The following is a 22135-nucleotide window of genomic DNA, read 5'->3' on the forward strand; positions in this document are numbered from 1 at the left end:
GAACCGGCGGCTTAGAGCACGAAGAACCCGACCGTCACCACCGCCATCACCGCCGTCGCGAGCCAGCCCATGACGCGCATCGAGCGCGGCAGCGTCAGCCGGCCCATGATGCGGTGGTTGGTGGCGATCAGCATGATGACGACCATCAGCGGCGCCGCCAGGATGCCGTTGACGACGGCGCTCCAGTACAGCGCCTTGATCGGATCGAGCTTGCTGAAATTGAGGGCGACGCCGCCCAATGTCGCGGCGGCGATGGTGCCGTAGAAAGCGCGCGCCTCGGTCGGGCGGCTGTCGAGGCTGCCGTTCCACTGGAAGACCTCCGCAACCGCATAGGCCGCCGACCCGGCCAGCACCGGCACCGCGAGCATGCCAGTCCCGATGATCCCGGCAGCGAAGACGAAATAGGCGAACGGTCCGGCGATCGGGCGCAGCGCTTCGGCCGCCTGCGACGACGTCTGGATGTCGGTGATGCCGCTGGCATGGAGCGTCGCTGCGGTCGCCAGGATGATGAATAGGGCGATGAGGTTCGACACCCCCATGCCGACGACGGTGTCGGTGCGGATACGACGCAGTTCGGGGGCAGCGGCCTTTGGGGTCAGGGCCAGCGGACGCCGTTTGCTCCGCCGGGCCTCCTCGACCTCCTGCGAGCTTTGCCAGAAGAACAGGTAGGGACTGATCGTCGTGCCCAGGATCGCAACCATCGCGGTGGCGTGGGTCTGATCGAACGACAGGTGGGGCACGAGTGTCGCGTAGATCGCCGAACCCCACGGCACATGTGCCGCGAAGCCGACCGCGATGTACGCGAACAGCGACAAGGTCAGCCACTTCAGCACCTGGGCGTAGCGCGCATAGCTGAGGAACGTCTCGAGCAGGACACAGACGATTCCGAACAGCACGGTATAGAGCAGCCCAGACCCGCCGATCAAAAGCTGCGCCGCCGCCCCCATCGCGCCGAGGTCGGCACCGAGGTTGATGACGTTGGCGACGAGCAGCAGGATAACGACGAAGCGCAGCAGCCAGACTGAATAATGCCGCCGCAGATTGTGCGCGATGCCGACCCCGGTGACCGCCCCAATCCGGGCGCAGACCGCCTGGAACACGGTCATCAGCGGAAAACTGAACACCATCGTCCACGCCAGCCCGTAGCCGAACTGCGCGCCGACCTGGCTGTAGGTGGCGATGCCGCTGGGGTCGTCGTCGGCGGCGCCGGTAACCAGCCCCGGGCCGAGGCTGCGGAGCAGGCTGGTCGGGTGGTTCGCGGGCACGTTGACCGCAAGTGCCGGCGACGCCCCCGGCGCTTCCTCGGCGGTGACCGCGGCATGGTCGACGCCGTCGTCGGTGACAGGGAGCGGGTCGAACTCGTCAGCCGGGTCGGGTGCCATCGATCATCCCATCGTCGACCGGGCCGGACACAGGACCCCGCCGAGCTATAACCTCACGCGCGGCTCAGGCGAACTCGACACCAGGGACCGGCTCCGCCTTGGCACGTGCCACGATGGCCTTGGGTGCAGGCTTAGCGTTGTCATGCGCACGGATGAACGCCTCGACCCGGGGCGCGATGATGTCGCGCCAGCGTCGGCCGTTGAAAATGCCGTAGTGACCGGCACCCTCCGCCATGAAGTATTCCTTGCTCGTCTCGGGCAGGTTGACCGCGAGGTCGAGCGCCGCCTTGGTCTGGCCGAGGCCCGAGATGTCGTCGCGCTCGCCCTCGATCGCCAGCAGCGCGACTTTGGTGATCCTGGCCGGGTCGGCGAACTCGCCGCGATGCTCGAACTCACCCTTGGCGACGAGCTGGCGCTGGAAGACCGTGTCGATGGTCTGCAGGTAGAATTCGGCGGTCATGTCAGCGACCGACCGGTACTCGTCGTAGAAGGCCTTGGTCGCGTCCGCATCGGTATCGTCGCCGGCGACCAGGTGCTTGAACATTTCCCAGTGCGAATTCATGTGGTTGGCAAGGTTCATCGACAAGAAGCCGGTGAGCTGCAGGAAGCCCGGATAGACCTTGCGGCCACCACCGGCATAGATCGGCGGCACGGTGGCGATGACGTTCTGCTCGAACCACGCATACGGGCGCTCGGTGGCAAGGTCGTCGACCGAGGTCGGGGCCTTCCGGGTATCAACCGGGCCGCCCATCATGGTCAGCGTCGCCGGCAGCGCCGGATGGTCGCTGGCCGACATCAGCGCGACCGCGGCATAGGCCGGGACCGCCGGCTGGCAGACCGCGAGCAGGTGCGCGCCGGGGCCGACCTCGGCCAAAAACTCGATGATGTAGTCGACATAGTCGTTGAGATCGAAGCGCCCTTCCGACAACGGCACGTGCTTCGCATCGCGCCAGTCGGTGATGTAGACCTCGTGGCCGGGCAGCAGCCGCTCGACGGTGCCGCGCAGCAGGGTCGCGAAGTGCCCCGACATCGGCGCTACGATCAGGATTCGCGGATCGCCGCGGTCGCCGCCGTCACGAACGAAATGCTTGAGCTGCCCGAACGGCTTGCGCGCCACGATATGCTCGGTAACGGCGACCGTCTCGCCGTCGATGATGGTCGTGCCGAGGTCGAAGTCGGGCTTGCCGCGCGGTGCGGCACTGTGCGCGAAAACCTCGAGCGCGCGCGCCATGACGTTGCTGCTGCTGATATAGGAAAACGGGTTTGCCGGGTTGAGCAGCCACTCGGAGGTCTGCTGCGACAACGCGCCGGCCCCGGCCAGCCACGTCCGCTGCATCTCATACGCACTGTAAAGCATCGAATGTCCTCGAGGATGACGCGCAAGGCCCCAAGCGCGCCTGTGGCTTGTGCCACAACGCACGTGCAGCACAAAGGGGTAAGCGCGGTCGCAGGGACTGGCGAACATGATAGGTCGCCGGTCCAAGGCAGATCGTTGCGTCACCGCGTCGCCCCGCCCGAATGCCCTGCCCACCGCGATTGAGCGGCGCTCGAATGACTGGTAGAGGCGCGCATGGCCACTCCGAGTGAATTCGACGCCGCGCCGACGCGCAAGCTCTCCAACCTGGCGCTGCTGTGGCGGTTCGTCCGGCACTATCCGCGCCATCTGGTGCTGTCCCTGCTCGCTCTTATCGTCGCGGCTGGAGCAACGATCGCGATCCCGCAGGGCTTCAAGCTGATCGTCGACCACGGCTTCAAGGCCGGCAGCGACCCGGCCGCGATCGCGCCGTATTTCTGGACCCTGCTCGGCATCGTCGGCGTGATGGGTGCCGCGACCGCGGTGCGGTTCTACTTCGTCAGCTGGATCGGCGAGCGCGTCGTCGCCGACCTGCGCCGCGCCGTCCACGCCCATCTCCTGACCCTGGACCCGGCGTTCTTCGAGGAGAATCGCCCGTCCGAAATCGCCTCGCGGCTGACGTCGGACACCGCGGTCATCGAGCAGGTCGTTTCGACCAGTGCCTCGGTCGCCCTGCGCAACTTCTTCATGGGCATCGGTGGCATCGTCTACATGGCGATCCAGAGTCTCAAGCTGACCGGGCTGATGCTGATGGTCATCCCGATGACCATCCTGCCGATCGTGCTGCTCGGGCGAAAGGTCCGCACCATGTCGCGGACCAGCCAAGACCGCATCGCCAACGTCGGCTCGATCGTCGCGGAGGTGCTCGGCGCAATCAAGGTCGTCCAGGCCTTCACCCAGGAACCGCGAGAGGCACAGCGCTTCGGCACCGCGGTCGAGGACGCCTTCGCCGCCGCCCGCCGCCGCATCGCGGTCCGCGCCGGCATGACTGCGGTGGTCATCACCCTGATCTTCGGGGCCATCACCCTGGTGCTGTGGGAGGGCGCGATCGACGTTATCGCCGGCACCATGACCGGCGGCACGATCACCGCCTTCGTGCTCGCCGCCGCCCTCGTCGCGGGCGCGTTCGGAGCATTGACCGAGGTCTACGGCGACTTCATGCGCGCCGCCGGTGCCTCGGGCCGGGTCCGCGAACTGCTCGACGAGGTCCCCGGCATCCGCGCGCCCGCCAACCCGGTCGCGCTGCCGCCGCCCGAGGGCCGCCTCAGCCTCGAGCACGTCACCTTCCGCTACCCGACCAAACCCGACGCGCCGGCGCTGATCGACTTCAGCCTCGAGGTGCAGCCCGGCGAGACCGTCGCTGTCGTCGGTCCCTCGGGTGCCGGCAAGTCAACCTTGTTCGCGCTTGTCCAGCGCTTCTATGACCCACAAGCGGGAGTCATCCGGGTCGACGGCGTCGCGCTGCCGGCGGCCGATCCGCGCGCCATCCGCGGTCGCATCGCGGTCGTACCGCAGGAGACCGTGGTGTTCGCGGCGTCGGCGTACGAGAACATCCTCTACGGCCGCCCCGACGCGACCGAGGCCGAGGTCTGGGCCGCCGCCGAGGCTGCCAACGCTGGCGACTTCCTGCGCGCACTGCCCGAGGGCATCCACACCTTCCTCGGCGAAGCCGGCTCACGGCTGTCGGGCGGCCAGCGTCAGCGGCTGGCGATCGCTCGCGCCGTACTCAGGGATGCGCCGATCCTGCTCCTCGACGAGGCGACGTCCTCGCTCGACGCGGAATCCGAGCAACTGGTGCAGCGGGCGATGGAGCAGTTGATGGTCGGCCGCACGACCTTGGTTATCGCCCACCGCTTTGCGACGGTACGCAACGCCGACCGGATCGTGGTGATGGACGATGGGCGGATCGTTGCAGAGGGCACGCACGACCAGTTGTACGCGCAGGGTGGGCTGTATGCGCGGCTGGCGAAGCTGCAGTTCGAGGGCGGGCTGGAGCGAGTGGCCTAAGGGCACGCTCGGCGCGCTATCTCTCGTAGGCCTCGTTTCCGACGAAGCCCATCTTGGTGACACCGGCCTTTTGGCAAGCGCTCATCACGCGGTCCACAGCAGTATAGTTGGCAATTGCGCGAGGCGACAATCGCAATTCGGGTTCAATTGGCAATGCGGTGCTGCGCTTGAGCAGACCCGCCAGCTGCGTATCCGTCACCGAGTGACCGTTCCAAAGAAGTTTGCCAGCGGCGTCAACGCTGATCTCGTTGTGCTTGGGGTCGATCGCGAACGCTCCAGGCTCGACTGCCGGTTTCACGCACCCAACCAGAACGACAAAGGCCACCACCGCGATGAGCGATGGTGGCCTTGATATCATCGAGCGCTCGGCGATCTAGTTCGCGTACGCCTCGTTGCCCACGAATCCCATCTTGGTGACACCGGCATGCTGCGCGGTGGCCATGACCTTGTCGACGATCTCGTACTTGGCCAGCGCCTCCGGATGAAGGCGAAGCTCGGGCTCAGTCGGGAGCGCTACGGCCTGCTTGAGATAGCCGCTGAGGGTCGGGAGATCCACCTCAACCTTGTTCCAGTAGACGTTGCCGAGGAAGTCGATGTCGATCTGGTTGAACACCGGGTCGACCTTCTGCGGCAGCGGGTTAGGCGGCGGCAGGTCGAGCTTGACGGCGTGGGTCTGGATCGGAATCGTGATGATGAACATGATCAACAGCACCAGCATGACGTCGATCAGCGGCGTCGTGTTGATGTCCATCATCGGCGCGCCTTCGGCGGTTGCCGCTGCCATTGCCATTGGTAAACTACTCCTCGTAACCCCGGGCCGGCACCGCCAGCCCGGGAAGACGCATCAACGTGGAGCGGCCGCGATATCGGCCGCATTCGGTTCCGAGATGAACCCGATCTTCAAGAAGCCGGCGCGCTGCATGGTGAAGATCACCCCGCCGACGCACCGATACTCCATATCCTTGTCGCCGCGGATGTGGACCTCGGGCAACTCGATCTTGCCGCCACGAGCCTGCTGCCGGGCAATCTCGGCCTTCAGCGCCGCGACACCGCGATCGAGCAATTCCTGCTTCGAATTGATCTTGGTCTGGCCCCAGTAAGTCTCGCAGGTGTTGGTCACCGACAGCAGAACATTCTCGGGCTTGGTCTCGGTCACAATGTTGGTGACGGTCGGCAGCTTGACCGGGACCGTCTGCAACACCGCGGGAACCGTGATCAGGAAGATGATCAGCAGCACCAGCATGACGTCGACGAGCGGCGTCGTGTTGATTTCCGACATCGGGGGCTCGGAGCCATCCTCGTCCGGCGAACCAATGTTCATCGACATGGGCGAACTCCCTTATCGGCCATGCGGCTCAGCGCGCAGCCGGCGAGGTGTTGGTGACCGCAGCGCCAACCGGACGTCCGGCAGGAACGTTGATCCGCGAGCCCGAGACGAGCGCACCATGGATGTCGGCGGCGAAGTTGCCGAGACGCTCGGCGACATCCTTGTTGCGACGGATCAGCCAGTTGTAGCCAAGCACCGCGGGGACCGCGACGGCAAGACCGATGGCGGTCATGATGAGCGCCTCACCGACCGGACCGGCGACCTTGTCGATCGAAGCCTGGCCCGACTGGCCGATGGCGATGAGCGCCGAGTAAATACCGATAACCGTGCCGAACAGGCCGACGAACGGCGAAGTCGAACCGACCGAGGCGAGGAAGGCGAGGCCGCCCTGCAGCTTCGACTGGACCGCGGCGTTCGAGCGGTTGAGGGCCATCGTTACCCACTCGTGCTCGTCGATCTTATCGGTGAGCTTGCCTTCGTGGTGATCGGCGGCGCGGAGACCATCGTCGACGATCTGGCGGAAGGCCGAATTCTTGTCGAGCTTCTTGGCGCCGTCGGCGAGCGACGGGGCAGCCCAAAACTTCTTCTCGAGGCCGGCAGCATCGTTCAGCACCTTACGCTGGTCGATGTACTTGGTGATGATGATGTACCACGAGACGAGCGACATCACCGCGAGGATCAGCACCACGCCCCAGGTGAGCGGCCCGCCCTGCTCCAGGGCCGGGATAAGACCGAATTTGCTCTGTTCCATAAACTATTTCCTCGTGAATTCAGTAATTTGATAGCGACGGTCGATAGCGGCGTTGAAGAGCTATTTGCGAGCGATCTGCCAGCGAATGCGCTTACTGATCGTGTCCGGAACCGGCGTGCCGTTCTGCAACGCCGGCTTGAAGCGCCAACGTGACTGAGCGATCTTGCAGGTCCGTTCGTCGAGCTTGGGGAAGTTGCTCGACGCCGTGACCGTACAGCCTTCGACGCGGCCGCTGATCCCGATGTTGACCGTCACGGCGACGACGCCCTCTTCCTCGGCGCGCAGCGAAGCCGGCGGATAGTCGTCCTCGCTGACCTCGAAGACCCGCGCGTTCGCGGTGGCGTGCTGCGTCGGACCGGTCGGAGCCGGCGGCGCAACAGGCGCCGGCGGAGCTGGCGGCGTGAATACTGGCGGCGGCGGTGCCGGGTTCGCCGACTGCGTGGTGATGATCGCCGGGGCTGGCTCACTCGCGATCGAAACCTCGGGCGGCGGCACGTAGGGCGGGATCTCCTGCTCCTTCGGCGGCGGGGGCGGCGGCTCCTCGGGCGGCGGCGCCTCGTCCTTGACCTGCACAGCCTCGATGGGCGCTACCATCTTCTTCAGGATGTCAGGCCGATAGAGGGCGAGCAGCGCAAACACCCCCACATGGAACAGTAGCACCACGCCTAGCGCGGTCGCCCTGCTCGAACTCATTCCTTGATCTGCGAAAGCCATGGGCTGAGCGCCACTCCCTCCAAACACGACCCTGCCCGCCGGTTTTCCGGTCGGACACCGCTCGAACATTCGAGCGCCCTGAAACTACCAACGTCGGCGAGCCGCTTTCGTTGCGCCCATCGACGACGTAACCCAACTGTTAGCGGCGCGGTCGCCACCCTGCAACCCGGTTTGTCGATGGTTGCATAACGATGCACGCAAGCGGTATCGCCTGATACCGCCTCCGGGCAATCTCGAAGGGAGCTGGAAAGATGATGCTTCGCGCCTTGGCCGCTGCGGTCGCGCTGATCGCTGCCAGCCCAAGCGTTGCGGCAAACGCAACGATTCCGGTCATCGTCGGCCCGATCCTCACCTATGCCGATCTCGCCGAACTGACGCTTGCCAGTCCGGTGATCGTGCGTGCCAACGTGATGAAGACGGAGCGCCTGAGCGGGGAGAACGCCCCGGGGCTTGCGGCTGACCGGGCCCGGCTGCTGGTTCATGCGCGCGTCGCGGCGGCGATCCTCGCGCCTGATGCGGTTCCGGCCGAGCTCGACTATCTGCTCGAGACGCCCCTCGACGCCAAGGGCAAGCCGCCCAAGCTCAAGGATGCAGCGGTGCTGTTGTTCCTGCGCCCTGGCGAGCGGCCCGGGCAATTTGCCCTCACCAGCGCCCGCGCGCAGCTTGCCGATGCGCCCGACACCGTCGCCACGGTCCGCAGCGTGCTGGCGGAAGCGCGCACGGACCTGCCGCGCGTCACCGGTATCACATCCGCCTTCCGGGTTCCGGGCTCGGTCCCGGGCGAGGCAGAGAGCCAGTTCTTCGTGTCGACCGCCGATGCCCGCCCGATCTCGCTGGTCGTGCTCAGCCGGCAAGGCCAGGAGCGCACGCTGCAGCTCGCGCTCGGGGATGTCATCGACGAGGCGGCGGCGGGCGTGAAGCCGCGGACCCTGCTTTGGTACCGGCTGGCGTGTTTCCTGCCGCAGACGCTGCCGGCGAAGGTCGGCGCCGATGACCGAGCCGGACTGGACGACGACTACGCGTTCGCGCTGGCGAAAATCGGGCGGTGTGAGCGAACGAAGTGACGCCAGGTAGGCGGCTCGTCCCAAAGCGGCTGTCATCCCCGCGTAGGCGGGGACCCAAGAACACGATCTTCGGAACCAATCTCGACGGCCAGTGTCGATGGGTTCCGGCCTTCGCGGGAATGACAACTTGCGTGAATTCAGCTCAGAAAGACGCCAACTCGACCCCGACCGCAGCGCAGTCCGGGTAAATGTCCGGCTTGCGGGTCGACACCCTCAACCCCGTAACCCCCCGCCGGGCCGCGACGAGGTCGTAGATGCCGTGCGCCACCGTCTCCTGCAGGTTGAAACGCCGGCCCGAGACCAATGCGATGATCGCGGTGCGCAGGCGGTCGTAGTCCCACGCCTTGTCGATGCTGTCGCAGGTCGGGAAGCGCGCCTCGTCGAGCCAGACCTCGACGTTGATGCGTAGACGCTGGGGGGTGCCGATCTCGAAATCGTGGAAGCCGATGTCGACGGGCACATCGAGGTTCTCGAGCACGATCTTGCGGCTGCGCGGACGCAGGGTGGTGGGCACGAGGCCGTCGAGGGGCGCCTGCTCGAAAATACCGGGGGTCTTCATTCTTTCACCATGTAGGCGACGTCGCGGGGTAGCCCAAGCAGACGCTGCCCGCCGTCGATCGCGATCGTCTGCGCGTTCAAGGTCGGCGTCGCAACGATGAAGCGCAAGGCGGCGACGATCTCGGCAACCTCGACGCCCCGATGGAGCGGGTTCATCGTGTGCACCGCCTCGAAGTTCTCGCGGCTCTGGGGGCCGCTGACGAGGGTCACCGCAGGCGCGATGGCGTTGACGCGGAGCTTGGGCGCGAAAGCGCGGGCTGCGAGCTCGGTGACGCCGGCCAGCCCGATCTTCGACACGGTGTAGGTGAAATAATCCGGATTCAGCGAAGCCAGCTTGGCATCGAGCAGGTTGACCACGCACGCCGTCTCGCCCTCGGGGACCGCGGCGGCAAAGGCGCGGATCAGCAGGGTCGGGGCGCGCAGGTTGACGTCGATGTGCGTCGCCCATGCCTTGAGGGTGAAGTCGTCGAAGCGGTCGTAGTCGAAGCGCGAGGCGCAGTTGACCAGCAGTCCGAGCGGCGGCGCTCCGGCGGTCGCGGCGAGGATGACGTCAGCCGCTTCAGGATCGGCGAGATCGGCGGCGACGACCCGCGCGTTTCCGAGTTCGGCCGCCAGCGCGTCGGCATCGGCGCGCGAACGATTGCAGTGGATCACGACGAACCAACCGTCGGCGGAGAGTGCGCGGACCAGTGCGGCGCCGATGCGCTTGGCACCGCCGGTGACGATCGCGGTGCGTTGGCCAACTGGGGATCGGGGGGCGGCGGTCATAGGCGGCGGGTAGCGGGGGCGCGAGCAGTGGGCAAGCGATGCGTCGGCGCACTGCCCCTATTTTGGGCAGACCAAGTGTCACAGGACTGTAACCCCGGGCCATCCCAGGCCGTCCTACATCCGCCCACGCGCTTATCCACAATCGAGGTGGATAAGCTCGGCCGCACCGCTTGAGACGGCGACGTGCCGGGCCTAACTTGGCAAGGCAATGGCGCAACCCCCCATCAGTGACCGATTTTCAGAAGAAAGCGCGACGTTCACCGTCCGCGGGACCGATAAGCCCGACCTCGAAACGGGCGTCGCTGCCATTCGCAACGTGCTGAAAACATTGCCGCAGCGTCCGGGCGTCTATCGCATGGTCGATGCCGAGGGTGCGGTACTGTACGTGGGCAAGGCGCGCAGCCTGCGGGCGCGGGTGACCAACTACACCCAGGTCACCCGCCTGCCCCGCCGCCTGCAGCGCATGGTCTCGCAGACGCGGGACATGACGATCGTCACCACCAACAGCGAATCCGAGGCGCTGCTGCTCGAGGCGCAGCTGATCAAGCGCTTCCGCCCGGCCTACAACGTGCTGCTTCGCGACGACAAAAGCTTCCCCTTCATCTTCCTGCGCGAGGACCACGGCTTCCCGCGCATCGCCAAGCATCGCGGCGCGCGGGTCGGCAAGGGCGTGTTCTACGGGCCGTTCGCCAGCGCCGGGGCAGTCAACGTGACGCTCAACGCGCTGCAGAAGGTGTTCCTGCTGCGCTCGTGCTCCGACAGCTTCTTCGCCAATCGCTCGCGGCCGTGCCTGCTGCACCAGATCCGGCGCTGCTCGGCGCCGTGCGTCGGGCGCATCGGCGAGCCCGAGTATGCAGAGCTGGTCGAGGACGCAAAGGACTTCCTGTCGGGCCGCAGCCAGGAGACCCAGCGCAAGCTCGGGACGGCGATGGAGACCGCGGCGAAGGCGATGGACTTCGAGCTGGCGGCGGTGTTCCGCGACCGGCTGAAGGCGCTGACCTTCATCCAGGGCAGCCAGGCGATCAACGCCGGCGACGACGCGCGCGACGCCGACATCGTCGCCCTCGCCTGCCATGCGGGCGTGATGTGCATCCAGATGTTCTTCATCCGCGGCGGCCAGAACTGGGGCCACCGCAGCTTCTTTCCGGCGCACACCAGCGAGGTCCCGGAGGACGAGGTGCTCACCAGTTTCCTCGCGCAGTTCTACGAGGACGTGCCGGCGCCGCGCGAGATCCTCATCGACCGCACCCTCGACGAGATGGCGCTGGTAGCCGACGCTCTGTCGGAGCGCGCCGGCAAGCGCATCGCGCTCCGCCACGCCCAGCGCGGCCCGGCGCGGCAGCTGGTGGCGCAGGCCAAGCGCAATGCGGAGGAGGCGCTCGAGCGGCGGCTTGCAGAGGCGACGACGCAGGGCACCCTGCTCCGCGAACTGGCCGGGCTGTTCGACCTCGCCGAGACCCCAACGCGCATCGAGGTCTACGACAACAGCCACATCATGGGGACGAATGCGCTCGGGGCGATGATCGTCGCGGGACCCGAGGGGTTCCGCAAGAACCAGTACCGCAAGTTCAACATGAACGACGCCAGCATCACGCCGGGCGACGACTTCGCGATGATGAAGGCGATGCTGGCTCGGCGCTTCGCCCGGCTGGAGCGCGAGGACCCCGACAAGACCGGCGGCGAGTGGCCCGACCTGCTGCTCATCGACGGCGGCAAAGGACAATTGTCGGCGGTGATGGAGGTCATGGGCGAGCTTGGCGCGCACGGCATCTGCGTCGTCGGCGTGTCGAAGGGCCCCGACCGCAACGCCGGGCGGGAGACATTCCACCTGCCGTCGGGGCGCGAGCTCAACCTGCCGCCAAACTCGCCAGTGCTGTTCTTCCTGCAGCGCCTGCGCGACGAGGCGCACCGCTTCGCCATCGGCGCACACCGGGCCAAGCGCTCGAAGGCGATCGTCGCCAACCCGCTCGACGATGTCCCCGGCATCGGCCCGGCCCGCAAGCGCGCACTGCTGATGCACTTCGGCACGAGCCGGGCGGTCAGGGGCGCGACACTCGAGGACCTGGAGCGCGCGCCGGGCATCTCCAAGCTGATGGCGGCCAGCATCCACGGCCACTTTCATCCCCGCGGGTAGGGGCGTAGAGTTCGGGCATGGCGACCCAGTTCAGCAACGATCCGAAGCGTGGTCCTGCTTACGAGGACGATTTCGCCGCGTGGGCTTTCTACCAGGCAATGCTCGTCCGCTCGGGACAACTGCATCTCCTCGACCGTCATGGAATCGCCGAGGAGCTGGATACGTTGGGGCGCAAGGAATTCAGGACGCTCGACAGCCTGCTCGCCCAGGTCATCGAGCACATGCTCAAATGGGATCGCCAGCCAGAGCGCCGCGGCGTCAGCTGGGTCAACTCGATCGCCAAGCAGCGTTCGAAGATCGGGAAGCTGCTTGCCGACAACCCGAGCTTGAAGTCGCGTCAGATGGAGGCGGTCGGTGAGGCCTACCCGGACGCCGTGCGCGAGGCCTCGACCGCCCTGACGATCGCGCCCAGCAAGTTTCCTACCCGTTGCCCCTACAGCTGGGACGAGATCATGACCCGGTCGTTCGACTGGCCCGAGGACGCTGAATGACCCTGACGCTCTACACCGCCGCGACTCCCAACGGCTACAAGGTCTCGGTCGCGCTCGAGGAGATGGAGCTGGCGTACGATGTCCGCCGCGTCGACCTGATGAAGGGCGAGCAGAAGGAGCAGTGGTTCCTCGACATCTGTCCGAACGGCCGCATCCCGGCGCTGACCGACGACGACTTCGCCATTTTTGAGAGCGGCGCGATCCTGGTCTATCTCGCCGAGAAGACCGGGCAGTTGATGCCGACCAACGCGCACGGACGCTCGAAGGTCATGCAGTGGCTGATGTTCCAGATGGGCGGCGTCGGCCCGATGATGGGCCAGGCCAACGTCTTCTTCCGTTATTTCCCCGAGAAGATCCCCGCTGCCATTGCGCGCTACCAGGGCGAATGCCGGCGGTTGTTCACAGTTCTGGACACCCAGCTCGGCAAGACCGAGTTCCTGGCAGGTGACTATTCGATCGCCGATATCGCCAACTGGTGCTGGACCCGCACCGCGAGCTGGTCGGGCGTCGACGTCGACGGCCTGCCCAACCTGACCCGCTGGCACGCCGCGATCGCCGCGCGCCCCGGTGCGCAGCGCGGCATCGTCGTCCCGGAGGATGCCTCGCTCCGCATGAAGGAAGGCGACGCCGCGAAGAAATTCGCCGAGAACGCCCGCAATATCGTCGAGATGGGCAAGCCGGCGGCCTGATGGTCTGGGTCGCCGTCGCTGCGACCATTGTCGCCTTCCTGCTCGGAAGATTGGCGCGCAGGACGCGTCGTCGCATCGGCAACACCGCACTCCAATCGCCGGTGCACCGGCTGCGCCCGGGGATCGACGTACCACGGCAGTGGCATCCGGTGAGGCCGCAAGCAGCGGGCGACATGTGGGTTCTGGGCGCCAGTGCTGCTCTACTCGCGGAGCGGGAGCATCGGCGGAACGCTGTAGAGGATAGCGGCGCTGCTTTCAGCGACAGCGAGGAAAGCGATACCAGGGACCACGACCACAGTTGGATGCGCGACGATTTCAGCGGCGGCGGCGGCAGCTCCGGTGGCGGCGGCGCGAGCGGGGACTGGTCTTCCGACAGCAGCGGTTCCGGCTCCGACTCCTCGGATGGTGGCGGTGACTGACCTTGACTTGCAGCGCCCCCGCGCGCCAAGCCCCCCGCCACGCATGAATCCCGCAATGATCGACTCCGCCCGTGCCGCGCACGAGGCGCATGCCGCCGCCCAGTTCGCGCGGCTGCGCAGCCTGATCGGCATCGTCGTGACCGCGGTGGTTATGGCGCTGACGCTGCGCAGCTTGGTCTACGAGCCGTTCAACATCCCGTCTGAATCGATGCTGCCGACGCTGCGGGTCGGCGACTATCTGTTCGTCGCGAAATGGCCTTACGGCTACAGCCGCTTCAGCCTGCCACTCGGCCTGCCGCTGTTCGACGGTCGCATTGCGGGGGCCGATCCGGTGCGCGGCGACGTCGTCGTGTTCAAAAGCCCGGCCGACAACCGCACCGACTTCATCAAGCGCGTCGTCGGCCTGCCCGGCGACCGTGTTCGCATGACCGGGGGCCGCCTGGAGGTAAACGGACGGCTGGTGCCAAAGGTCGCCGCCGGCGGGATGCGCTTCATCGAGACGATCGGCGACCGCCGCTATGAGGTGCTCGACCAGATCAGCGGCGGCAGCCATGATGACACCCCGCTGGTGACCGTGCCTGCCGGCAGCTATTTCATGCTCGGCGACAACCGTGACGACAGCGCCGACAGCCGCCTCAGTATTTCCGACGGCGGCGTCGGCCTGGTCCCGGCGGCAAACCTGATCGGGCGCGCCTCGGTGATCTTCTTCTCGGTCGACGACAGCGCCAAGCTCGATGATCCGGTGAGCTGGTGGACGAGCATACGCTTCGCCCGCATCGGCCGCCCGTTGTGAGCTTGTGAGCGACGATCTTGCAGCCTGGGCCCGCGACCGGTTGGCCCACGACTTTGCCGACCCTGCCCTGCTCCGGCGCGCCATGACCCACCCAAGCGCCGGCACGCCCAACTACCAGCGCCTCGAGTTCCTCGGCGACCGCATCCTCGGCTGCGTCGTCGCGGCGTGGCTGTATGACGACCTCGACGAGGCCGAGGGCAAGTTGACTGCGCGCTTCCACACACTCGTCGATGCGCCGAGTTGCGCGCGGGTCGCGACCGACCTCGGCGTACCCGAGCATCTGATCCTCGACCGTGCAACCCGAGCCGCGCACGTCGCGCGCTCGACCAACGTGCTGGGCGACGTTGCGGAGGCGCTGATCGCGGCGGTCTACCTGGATGCCGGGTGGGCGACCGCCGAGGCCTTCGTCCGCCGGGCCTGGGCGCCGCTGATCGACACCAGCATCGCCGCGCCCGAAAACCCCAAGTCGCGGCTGCAGGAGTGGGCGGCAGCACGCCGGCTCGGCAGCCCGCAATACACCATTACCTGGAAGGACGGCCCCGATCATCGCCCGAACTTCCGGGTTTCGGTGGCGCTACGTGGCCACGAGCCCATCGAGGGGTCCGGAACCTCGAAGCAGGAGGCCGAGAAAGCCGCCGCCACCGCCATGCTGGAGAAGATCGCACCATGACGGACCTCACGCCCCCCACCACGCGCGCCGGTACGGTCGCCGTTGTCGGCGCCCCGAACGCGGGCAAGTCGACGCTTGTCAATGCCATCGTCGGGCAGAAGGTCGCGATCGTCTCGGCCAAGGTCCAGACCACCCGTACCCGCCTGATGGGGATCGCCACAGAGGGCGAGACGCAGCTGCTGCTGGTCGACACGCCCGGCATCTTCGCGCCGCGTCGCCGTCTCGACCGGGCGATGGTGCGGGCCGCGTGGGAGGGCGCGGCGGATGCCGACCTGATCGCCTGCATCGTCGACGCGAAGGCCGGGCTGAAGGCGGATTCGCTGGCCGTCATCAGCGCGCTCGGGCCGCGTCCCGAGCCAAAGTGGCTGATCCTCAACAAGGTCGACCTCGCCAAGAAGCCACGGCTGCTCGATCTCGCGGCGCAGGCTGGAGCGTCTTGCGAGTTCGCCGAGACCTATTTCATCAGCGCCGAGACCGGCGACGGGGTGCCCGAGCTAAAGGCCGCGATGGCGGCCGCGATGCCGCTCGGCAACTGGATGTTCCCCGCCGACCAGCTCAGCGACGCGACGACCCGCATCATGGCGGCGGAGCTGACCCGCGAGGCGATCTACCGCCACCTCCACGCCGAGCTGCCCTATTCCTCGACCGTAGAGACCGAGAAGTGGGAGGAGCGCAAGGACGGCAGCGTGCTGATCCACCAGCAGATCTTCGTCGAGCGCGACAGCCAGAAGGCGATCGTGCTCGGCCACGGCGGCGCGATGATCAAGACCATCGGTGCCGAGGCCCGCGCCGGCATCGCCGAACTGACCGGCGGCAAGGTCCACCTGTTCCTGCACGTCAAGGTCAAGGCCGACTGGGGCGACGACCGCGAAGTCTACCGGAGCTTGGGGCTCGATTTCGTCGACTGACGCCTCTGTCGCTGTCATCCCGGGCTTGACCCGAGACCCAGTTTCTTCGGGGGCTCGAGCGCGGGGCTAGCTGGGTCCCGGGTCAAGCCCGGGATGACATGTACCGCGCCGCCCTACCGCGGCCCACCGACCCGGCAGGCGACGTTCGGGCGAGAGATCTGGAAGCCGACGCAGCGGGGCAATCTGCGCGGGGCCTTAGGCTGCTTTTCGGTGCGTTCGCGCGCTATGGTCCGCGGACTGGAAGCCGTCTCCTCGGCCGGCTCGATGGCGCTCAGCAGGTTGGTCGGAGCCGCCGTCGCGGGAGGGCTTTCTGCGTCGTTCGGCCGGACCGTGGCCTCGGGGCTGGGCTCCGGACGGTTCACGCGCGAGGTGGCTTCATCGGTACCAAAAGAGCGCCCTGCCCAGCTTTCGCGCGGCCTTGCGGGCTTCGCCCGAACGATTGCGGCGGGCGCTGGCTTGGCCGCAGGAGCGACTACCCGACGCTTGGCCTCGATTACCGGCTTGGCACGGGCCGCCGGCGCTTTCCTGACAGTCGACTTCTTCGCCGCCGGTTTCGCGACCTTGGCTGGTTTCACGACCTTCGCGGGTCTAGCGACCTTGGCGACTTTCGCGTCCGACACCTTGGGCTGGGAAGCCTCGCGCAGGCGCTCGACCGGGCGATGAACGATCGGCGCGACGGGCGCGGTGACAGCGACCCGCGGAGCGACGACCGGCACAGGCGTGACTGCGCCGACGTCACGCTTGACCCAGGCACTCACGGCCCAGCCCGCCGCGAACGCGAGCAGCACGGCAAGCACCCCGAGCCCGATCAGCAGCGGCAGGCGAAGGTCACGCCGGGGCGTGGATGCACGCACCGCGTCCATCGTCGGCGGGGTCCAGTCGAGCCAGCCGGGATCGTCGGGCGTCGCCCGGTTACCGGACACAAAGCCGTCGCCCGCCGAAGCATCGTCTCTGGACAAGGGGGTGTACCCCGGGAATGGCCGATAGCCACCGAACCAGTTCGAAGCAGAACGAGAGAGGGCAGGATCGGCATCGCGGGCCGGTTCGATAGTCTCCGGCGGCGGCGGCGCAGGTGGAAGGCGCATCGGCAGAACGTCATCGTCTTCCCGGTCCGACCAGGTCCGCTGGTGAACCTGGCGGATGAACCAGGGCTGGTCGGGAAGGTCGGGCTTGGTACTCAACGGCATCCCAATCACGCGTCGTTCACAGTAATTAACGAGATTGCGGGGTAAATAGTTGCGTTTCGCGGCGGGAACTTGAGGGCTGAGGGAGCGGCATCGGTTGTCCGCGCCAATTCACCTCACCCAGGGTGTCACAGCCATGTCAGGGTAGCTCGCCCCCCACCACAGTTCCGCCCAGCCCGCTCCCGCTCTAGGGTGCGCCAGTGCAGCTGACCGCCACCGCTCTTGTCCTGACCGCGCTGCCCCACGGCGAGCACGGTGCGGTCGTGCGCTTCCTGACCCCCGAAGACGGCGTGCAGGCGGGCTATGTCCGCGGCGGCCGGTCGCGGCGGCTCCGTCCGGTGCTCCAGCCCGGCAACCTGGTTGCAGTCGAACTGCGCGCTCGGGTGGAGGAGCAATTGGCAGCGGCGACGGTGGAGCTGGTGACCTCGCGCGCCGGGCTCGTCTTCGACCGGACCAGTGCCGCCGCAACCGAGTGGCTGACCGCGCTGACCGCGGCAACGCTCGGCGAGGGCCAGGCGCAGGCGCGCCTGTATGCGGCGCTCGATGCGCTGTTCGCGGCGATGGCGGCGGGTACGACCTCGATGCAGGCGGCGGCGGGCGTGGCGCGCTACGAGCTGCTGCTGCTCGGCGAACTCGGTTTCGGCCTCGACCTCGAAACCTGCGCCGCGACGGGTACCCGTGACGATCTGGCCTATGTCTCGCCGCGTTCGTCGCAGGCAGTCAGCGCCGCCGCGGGCGCGCCCTACGCCGCGAAACTACTGCCGCTGCCGGCGCTCCTGCGCGATACCCGCGCCCCCATCGACACCGGCGATATCGTCGCCGCGCTGACCACGACAGGCTGGTTCGTCGAGCGCGAACTGCTGACCGGGTCGGCGGCGGGCCTGCGCCCGGCCCGCGCGCGCTTTGTCGAGATTGTCCGGAACGCGGGCGAGACGATGGCCCCCGCAAGGGTTGCACCGGGGCCGCCGACCTCGTAGGCGGCTGCGCATAAGGGGGGCCTGTGTATTCGGAGCCCTGATGAAGTTCACCACCCTGGCGCTTGCCGCCGTCTCGCCCCTTGCCCTGACCAGCACCCTCTCCGCCCCCGCCCAGGCCGGCGGCTTCTTCCTCCAGGAACAGTCCCCGCTCGATGTCGGCCGTGCCTTTGCCGGTTCGGCGGCGATCGGCGATAGCGCCGCAACGGTCTGGTACAACCCGGCCGGCATGACCAACCTGCCCGGCCTGAACATCGAGCTCGGGTCGCACCTGCTCGACGTCACCAGCCACCAGCGCGACACCGGTAGCACCCGCAGTGGCCCCGGCGGGGTGGGCAGCTTCCCGAGTGGCGGCAACTCCGGCGGCAACCCGTTCAGCAACCCGGTCTTCATCCCGTCCGGCTTCGCGACATACCAGGTCGGCGACACCAGACTGTGGATCGGCCTCGGCATCACCGCACCGTTCGGTCTCAAGGTGGTTTACAACGACGGCTTCTTCGGCCGCTACGACTCGCTAAAGTCCGACTTGAAGGCGTTCAACATCCAGCCGAGCGCCGCATACAAGATCACCGACAACATCTCGATCGGCGGCGGCGTCGACATCCAGACTTTCAAGGCGACGCTGACCAGCGCGCTGCCCAACCTGTCGCCGCTGCTCCCCGACGGCTCGCTGCGGATCAAGGGCGACGACGTCTCGGTCGGCTGGAATGCCGGCGTGCAGGGCAATTTCGGCCCGCTCCGCCTTGGCGCGCACTACCGCAGCCACATCAACCAGCGCCTCGACGGCAAGGTCACCATCGCCGGCCTGCTCGGGCCGCTGGCCGGCAGCAACGGCGTCCGCGACGGCGTCGCACCGATCTCGACCCCCGACATCGCCACCGTCAGCGCGGTCTACGGCATCGGCAACGCCCGCCTGCTGGGGTCGGTGAACTGGTACAACTGGTCGCGCTTCAAGCGCATCACCGTCGAGGACAACACCGGCGCCGTGTTCCTCGACAGCGAGCAGAACTACCGCGACACCTGGAGCTACAGCCTTGGCGGCGAGTACGATCTGTCGAAGAAGCTTACGGTCCGTGCCGGCGCCATGCACGACCAGACGCCGACCCGCGACGAGCTGCGCACCACCCGTGTCCCGGACGGCAACCGCATCTGGGCGACGACCGGCGCGACCTACCGCATGAACGACCACGTCGCGCTCAACTTCAGCTACGCGCACGTCTTCGTGAAGGCGGCCAACGTCGACCGCATCGACCCGGTGTTCGCGGGGACGCCAGCGGTGGTCAACGTCAACACGATGTCGCGCAACACCGGCAATGCCGACGAGATCGCCGGCAGCGTGAGTTTGCGGTTTTAGGCCTACCACCCTCCCCCCTCGGGGGGGAGGGACAGCTTGCCCCTTGGCAAGCAGGGAGAGGGGTCGGGGGACGTGTGCCCCGATCACTTGCTCACTCCACACATCCCCACCATGCTCTCCCTGGTCGCCGAAGGGCAACCGTCCCTCCCCCCTAAGGGGGGAGGGTAGGCATGTTCCCTTGCCGTTCCGCGAGCCGCCCCGTATTCCTCCCCCATGCCCGAACCCACCGACCGTATCCTCGACACGTCCTTCGCCTCTGCGCTGTCCGACCGCTACCTCGTCTATGCGCTGTCGACGATCACCGCGCGCTCGCTGCCCGACGTCCGCGACGGACTGAAGCCGGTGCACCGTCGCCTGTTGTGGGCGATGCGGCTGCTCAAGATGGAGCCCGACGGCACGGTCCGGAACGGCACCGCGTTCAAGAAATGCGCCCGCGTCGTCGGCGACGTGATGGGCAAGTACCACCCGCACGGCGACCAATCGATCTACGACGCCATGGTCCGCCTCGCGCAGGAGTTCTCGCTCCGCTACCCGCTGGTCGACGGGCAGGGCAATTTCGGGAACATCGACGGCGATAACCCCGCCGCCATGCGCTACACCGAGGCGCGCCTGACCAACGCCGCCGCCGAGCTGATGGACGGGCTCGACGAGGCCTGCGTGCCCTTCCGCGACACCTACAATGGCGAGGAGGAGGAGCCCGAGGTCTTCCCCGCCGCCTTCCCGAACCTGCTCGCGAACGGTGCCGCCGGCATCGCGGTCGGCATGGCGACCAGCATCCCACCCCACAACGTCGCCGAGATCTGCGACGCGGCGACGCTGCTGCTCGGCGACAGCGAGACCCTGCTCGACAGCCTGCTTGAAGTGTTCGCCGGTCCCGACTTCCCGACCGGCGGTGTCATGGTCGAACCGCAGGCTGCCATCCGCGAGGCCTATGCCACCGGACGCGGCAGCTTCCGGCTGCGGGCGCGGTGGTCGGTCGAGGACCTTGGGCGCGGGACGTGGACGATCGTCGTGACCGAAATCCCGTACCAGGTCGTCAAGGGCAAGCTGATCGAGGACATCGCCGCCCTCATCAACGACCGCAAGCTGCCGATCCTGGCGGACGTCCGCGATGAGTCCGACGCGCAGGTCCGCCTGATCCTCGAGCCGCGCAGCCGCAACGTCGAGCCCGCGGTGCTGATGGAAAGCCTGTTCAAGCTGACCGACCTCGAGACGCGCTTCCCGCTCAATCTCAACGTGCTCGACAAGAACCGGCGGCCCGGCGTCATGGGGCTGCGGCAGGTGCTGCAGGCGTGGCTCGACCACCAGCTCGACGTGCTGGTCAAGCGCACCGAATTCCGCCTCGGCAAGATCGACGATCGGCTGGAGATCCTCGCGGGCCTGCTCAAGGCCTACCTCAATCTCGACGAGGTGATCCGCATCATCCGCTACGAGGACGACCCCAAAGCCGGGCTGATCGCGGCGTTCGAGCTGACCGAGCGGCAGGCAGAGGCGATCCTCAACATGCGCCTGCGGTCGCTGAGGAAGCTCGAAGAACTTGAGATCAACAAGGAAAACAAGGCACTGACGGCGGAGGCGAATGCAGCGCGCAAGCTGCTCGCCTCCCCCGCCGACCAGCGCAAGCGGATCACGCTCGACATCGCGACGCTGCGCGCCCGTTATGCGCCCGAGACCGCGCTCGGCCGCCGCCGCACCGATGTCATGGACGCGCCCGCCGTCACGATCATCCCGCTGGAGGCGATGATCGACAAGGAGCCGGTCACCGTGATCGTCTCCGCCAAGGGCTGGATCCGTGCGATGAAGGGCCACGTCGACCTGGGCGCCGGCGACGCGCTCAAGTTCAAGGAGGGCGACGGCGCCGCTTACGCCTTCCATGCGCAAACGACTGACAAGGTGCTAGTCGCTGCCGCCAATGGGCGCTTCTACACGCTCGGCGCGGACCGCCTGCCGGGCGGGCGGGGCTTCGGCGAACCGCTCAAGCTGATGATCGACCTCGAGGGCGAGATCGTCAGCGTGTTCACTCATGCAGCGGGGGCCAAGTGGCTGCTCGCGGCGGACGACGGGCGCGGCTTCGTGGTCGCCGGAGAGGACCTGCTGGCGGAAACCCGCAAGGGCCGCGCCGTGATGACACCCCGGACGGGTGCTAGCCTGAAGGTGCTGCGCCGCATCAGCGCCGAGGACGATGCTCTGGCGCTGGTCGGCGAAAACCGGAAATTGCTGGTCGCACCGCTCGACAGCGTGCCCGTCATGGCGCGTGGGCAAGGCGTCGCGTTGCAGAAGTACAAGGACGGCGGGCTGTCGGACGCGCTGCCGTTTAAGCGGGCCGAGGGGCTGAGCTGGACGATGGGCGGTGCCGGCACGCGGACCCGGTCGGAGACGGACCTTGCGGCCTGGGAGGGTGCGCGAGGGGGGACTGGGCGGCTGCCGCCGCAGGGATTTCCGCGGGATAACCGGTTCGGGTGAAGTGGCGTCACAAGAACACCGTGACATGCCCGCGTAGCCGGGGGCCCATGAACACAGACCGCAGCATAGGTCCCGTAGCCGGTGCTCATGGGTCCCCGCCTACGCGTTGATGACACCTTTAAACGCGCGCC

At 67.3% G+C, this 22135-nt stretch carries 22 protein-coding genes; 12 read left to right on the forward strand and 10 right to left on the reverse strand.

Annotated features, from left to right (window positions below; translation table 11 throughout):
• Positions 1-11: 11 nt before the first annotated feature.
• Positions 12-1382 (reverse strand): divalent metal cation transporter, encoded by a 1371-nt coding sequence (locus KX816_11355; protein QXQ04895.1) that lies wholly within the window; start codon positions 1380-1382, stop codon positions 12-14.
• Between the two features lie 64 nt (positions 1383-1446).
• Positions 1447-2739, reverse strand: coding sequence for a polyhydroxyalkanoate depolymerase (phaZ, locus tag KX816_11360; GenBank protein ID QXQ04896.1), 1293 nt, complete (start codon positions 2737-2739; stop codon positions 1447-1449).
• Between the two features lie 213 nt (positions 2740-2952).
• Between phaZ and KX816_11365 the strand changes: the two genes are divergently transcribed.
• Positions 2953-4743 (forward strand): ATP-binding cassette domain-containing protein, encoded by a 1791-nt coding sequence (locus KX816_11365; GenBank protein QXQ04897.1) that lies wholly within the window; start codon positions 2953-2955, stop codon positions 4741-4743.
• 16 nt (positions 4744-4759) lie between these two features.
• On the opposite strand, the gene KX816_11370 is transcribed toward KX816_11365, so the two are convergent.
• From KX816_11370 to KX816_11390, 5 genes are all read right to left on the reverse strand, one after another.
• The gene (locus tag KX816_11370) at positions 4760-5041 is read right to left on the reverse strand and encodes a biopolymer transporter ExbD (protein ID QXQ04898.1); all 282 of its coding nucleotides are present in this window, start codon (positions 5039-5041) and stop codon (positions 4760-4762) included.
• A 75-nt stretch (positions 5042-5116) separates the two neighbouring features.
• A complete protein-coding gene (locus KX816_11375; protein ID QXQ04899.1) occupies positions 5117-5533 on the reverse strand; it encodes a biopolymer transporter ExbD in 417 nt (138 codons plus the stop codon).
• Positions 5534-5587: 54 nt separating this feature from the next.
• Positions 5588-6070, reverse strand: coding sequence for a biopolymer transporter ExbD (locus KX816_11380; protein ID QXQ04900.1), 483 nt, complete (start codon positions 6068-6070; stop codon positions 5588-5590).
• Positions 6071-6098: 28 nt separating this feature from the next.
• Positions 6099-6821: a MotA/TolQ/ExbB proton channel family protein gene (locus KX816_11385; protein QXQ04901.1), complete on the reverse strand. Its 723-nt coding sequence runs from the start codon at positions 6819-6821 to the stop codon at positions 6099-6101.
• 60 nt (positions 6822-6881) lie between these two features.
• Positions 6882-7460, reverse strand: a complete 579-nt coding sequence (locus KX816_11390) for an energy transducer TonB (protein QXQ04902.1) — start codon at positions 7458-7460, stop codon at positions 6882-6884.
• A gap of 326 nt (positions 7461-7786) precedes the next feature.
• Between KX816_11390 and KX816_11395 the strand changes: the two genes are divergently transcribed.
• Positions 7787-8599, forward strand: a complete 813-nt coding sequence (locus tag KX816_11395; protein QXQ04903.1) for a hypothetical protein — start codon at positions 7787-7789, stop codon at positions 8597-8599.
• A gap of 142 nt (positions 8600-8741) precedes the next feature.
• Here KX816_11395 and KX816_11400 read toward each other — a convergent pair whose 3' ends face one another.
• Both KX816_11400 and KX816_11405 read right to left on the reverse strand, forming a co-directional pair.
• Entirely contained in the window at positions 8742-9158 is a 417-nt protein-coding gene (locus KX816_11400) for a dihydroneopterin aldolase (GenBank protein ID QXQ04904.1), read from the reverse strand.
• Positions 9155-9925 (reverse strand): SDR family oxidoreductase, encoded by a 771-nt coding sequence (locus KX816_11405; protein QXQ04905.1) that lies wholly within the window; start codon positions 9923-9925, stop codon positions 9155-9157. The genes KX816_11400 and KX816_11405 overlap by 4 nt, the downstream gene beginning before the upstream one ends.
• Before the next feature lie 208 nt (positions 9926-10133).
• Between KX816_11405 and uvrC the strand changes: the two genes are divergently transcribed.
• Genes uvrC through era form a run of 7 tightly spaced genes read left to right on the forward strand, consistent with a single transcriptional unit; the run spans position 10134 to position 16029 of the window.
• The gene (gene uvrC / locus KX816_11410) at positions 10134-12059 is read left to right on the forward strand and encodes an excinuclease ABC subunit UvrC (protein QXQ04906.1); all 1926 of its coding nucleotides are present in this window, start codon (positions 10134-10136) and stop codon (positions 12057-12059) included.
• A gap of 17 nt (positions 12060-12076) precedes the next feature.
• Complete coding sequence (locus KX816_11415; protein ID QXQ04907.1) at positions 12077-12550, forward strand: DUF29 domain-containing protein; 474 nt, start codon at positions 12077-12079, stop codon at positions 12548-12550.
• Positions 12547-13239: a glutathione S-transferase N-terminal domain-containing protein gene (locus tag KX816_11420; protein QXQ04908.1), complete on the forward strand. Its 693-nt coding sequence runs from the start codon at positions 12547-12549 to the stop codon at positions 13237-13239. The genes KX816_11415 and KX816_11420 overlap by 4 nt, the downstream gene beginning before the upstream one ends.
• Positions 13239-13658, forward strand: a complete 420-nt coding sequence (locus tag KX816_11425) for a hypothetical protein (protein QXQ04909.1) — start codon at positions 13239-13241, stop codon at positions 13656-13658. Before KX816_11420 ends, KX816_11425 begins: the two co-directional genes overlap by 1 nt.
• 55 nt (positions 13659-13713) lie before the next feature.
• Entirely contained in the window at positions 13714-14451 is a 738-nt protein-coding gene (lepB, locus tag KX816_11430; GenBank protein QXQ04910.1) for a signal peptidase I, read from the forward strand.
• 4 nt (positions 14452-14455) lie between these two features.
• The gene (rnc, locus tag KX816_11435; GenBank protein ID QXQ04911.1) at positions 14456-15121 is read left to right on the forward strand and encodes a ribonuclease III; all 666 of its coding nucleotides are present in this window, start codon (positions 14456-14458) and stop codon (positions 15119-15121) included.
• Positions 15118-16029 carry a GTPase Era gene (gene era / locus KX816_11440; GenBank protein QXQ04912.1) on the forward strand — a complete coding sequence of 304 codons (912 nt, stop codon included), beginning with the start codon at positions 15118-15120 and terminating at the stop codon, positions 16027-16029. The genes rnc and era overlap by 4 nt, the downstream gene beginning before the upstream one ends.
• A gap of 113 nt (positions 16030-16142) precedes the next feature.
• On the opposite strand, the gene KX816_11445 is transcribed toward era, so the two are convergent.
• A complete protein-coding gene (locus KX816_11445; protein ID QXQ04913.1) occupies positions 16143-17210 on the reverse strand; it encodes a hypothetical protein in 1068 nt (355 codons plus the stop codon).
• Positions 17211-17413: 203 nt separating this feature from the next.
• On the opposite strand from KX816_11445, the gene recO reads away from it, so the two are divergent.
• The 3 genes from recO to parC all read left to right on the forward strand — a co-directional run bounded on the left by recO (position 17414) and on the right by parC (position 22004).
• Entirely contained in the window at positions 17414-18190 is a 777-nt protein-coding gene (gene recO / locus KX816_11450; GenBank protein ID QXQ04914.1) for a DNA repair protein RecO, read from the forward strand.
• Between the two features lie 40 nt (positions 18191-18230).
• Positions 18231-19541 carry an OmpP1/FadL family transporter gene (locus tag KX816_11455; GenBank protein QXQ04915.1) on the forward strand — a complete coding sequence of 437 codons (1311 nt, stop codon included), beginning with the start codon at positions 18231-18233 and terminating at the stop codon, positions 19539-19541.
• A gap of 213 nt (positions 19542-19754) precedes the next feature.
• Positions 19755-22004, forward strand: coding sequence for a DNA topoisomerase IV subunit A (gene parC / locus KX816_11460; GenBank protein ID QXQ04916.1), 2250 nt, complete (start codon positions 19755-19757; stop codon positions 22002-22004).
• The last annotated feature ends 131 nt before the right edge of the window (positions 22005-22135 follow it).

The organism is Sphingosinicellaceae bacterium, assembly GCA_019285715.1.
Lineage (GTDB): Bacteria > Pseudomonadota > Alphaproteobacteria > Sphingomonadales > Sphingomonadaceae > Glacieibacterium.

Coding starts and splice junctions, on each gene's coding strand:
- KX816_11385 (QXQ04901.1), bottom strand. CDS start 6,821: ATGGAACAGAGCAAATTCGGTCTTATCCCGGCCCTGGAGCAGGGCGGG.
- KX816_11375 (QXQ04899.1), bottom strand. CDS start 5,533: ATGGCAATGGCAGCGGCAACCGCCGAAGGCGCGCCGATGATGGACATC.
- KX816_11415 (QXQ04907.1), top strand. CDS start 12,077: ATGGCGACCCAGTTCAGCAACGATCCGAAGCGTGGTCCTGCTTACGAG.
- KX816_11420 (QXQ04908.1), top strand. CDS start 12,547: ATGACCCTGACGCTCTACACCGCCGCGACTCCCAACGGCTACAAGGTC.
- lepB (QXQ04910.1), top strand. CDS start 13,714: ATGATCGACTCCGCCCGTGCCGCGCACGAGGCGCATGCCGCCGCCCAG.
- KX816_11395 (QXQ04903.1), top strand. CDS start 7,787: ATGATGCTTCGCGCCTTGGCCGCTGCGGTCGCGCTGATCGCTGCCAGC.
- KX816_11380 (QXQ04900.1), bottom strand. CDS start 6,070: ATGTCGATGAACATTGGTTCGCCGGACGAGGATGGCTCCGAGCCCCCG.
- KX816_11400 (QXQ04904.1), bottom strand. CDS start 9,158: ATGAAGACCCCCGGTATTTTCGAGCAGGCGCCCCTCGACGGCCTCGTG.
- uvrC (QXQ04906.1), top strand. CDS start 10,134: ATGGCGCAACCCCCCATCAGTGACCGATTTTCAGAAGAAAGCGCGACG.
- parC (QXQ04916.1), top strand. CDS start 19,755: ATGCCCGAACCCACCGACCGTATCCTCGACACGTCCTTCGCCTCTGCG.
- KX816_11365 (QXQ04897.1), top strand. CDS start 2,953: ATGGCCACTCCGAGTGAATTCGACGCCGCGCCGACGCGCAAGCTCTCC.
- KX816_11425 (QXQ04909.1), top strand. CDS start 13,239: ATGGTCTGGGTCGCCGTCGCTGCGACCATTGTCGCCTTCCTGCTCGGA.
- KX816_11405 (QXQ04905.1), bottom strand. CDS start 9,925: ATGACCGCCGCCCCCCGATCCCCAGTTGGCCAACGCACCGCGATCGTC.
- KX816_11455 (QXQ04915.1), top strand. CDS start 18,231: ATGAAGTTCACCACCCTGGCGCTTGCCGCCGTCTCGCCCCTTGCCCTG.
- KX816_11355 (QXQ04895.1), bottom strand. CDS start 1,382: ATGGCACCCGACCCGGCTGACGAGTTCGACCCGCTCCCTGTCACCGAC.
- phaZ (QXQ04896.1), bottom strand. CDS start 2,739: ATGCTTTACAGTGCGTATGAGATGCAGCGGACGTGGCTGGCCGGGGCC.
- era (QXQ04912.1), top strand. CDS start 15,118: ATGACGGACCTCACGCCCCCCACCACGCGCGCCGGTACGGTCGCCGTT.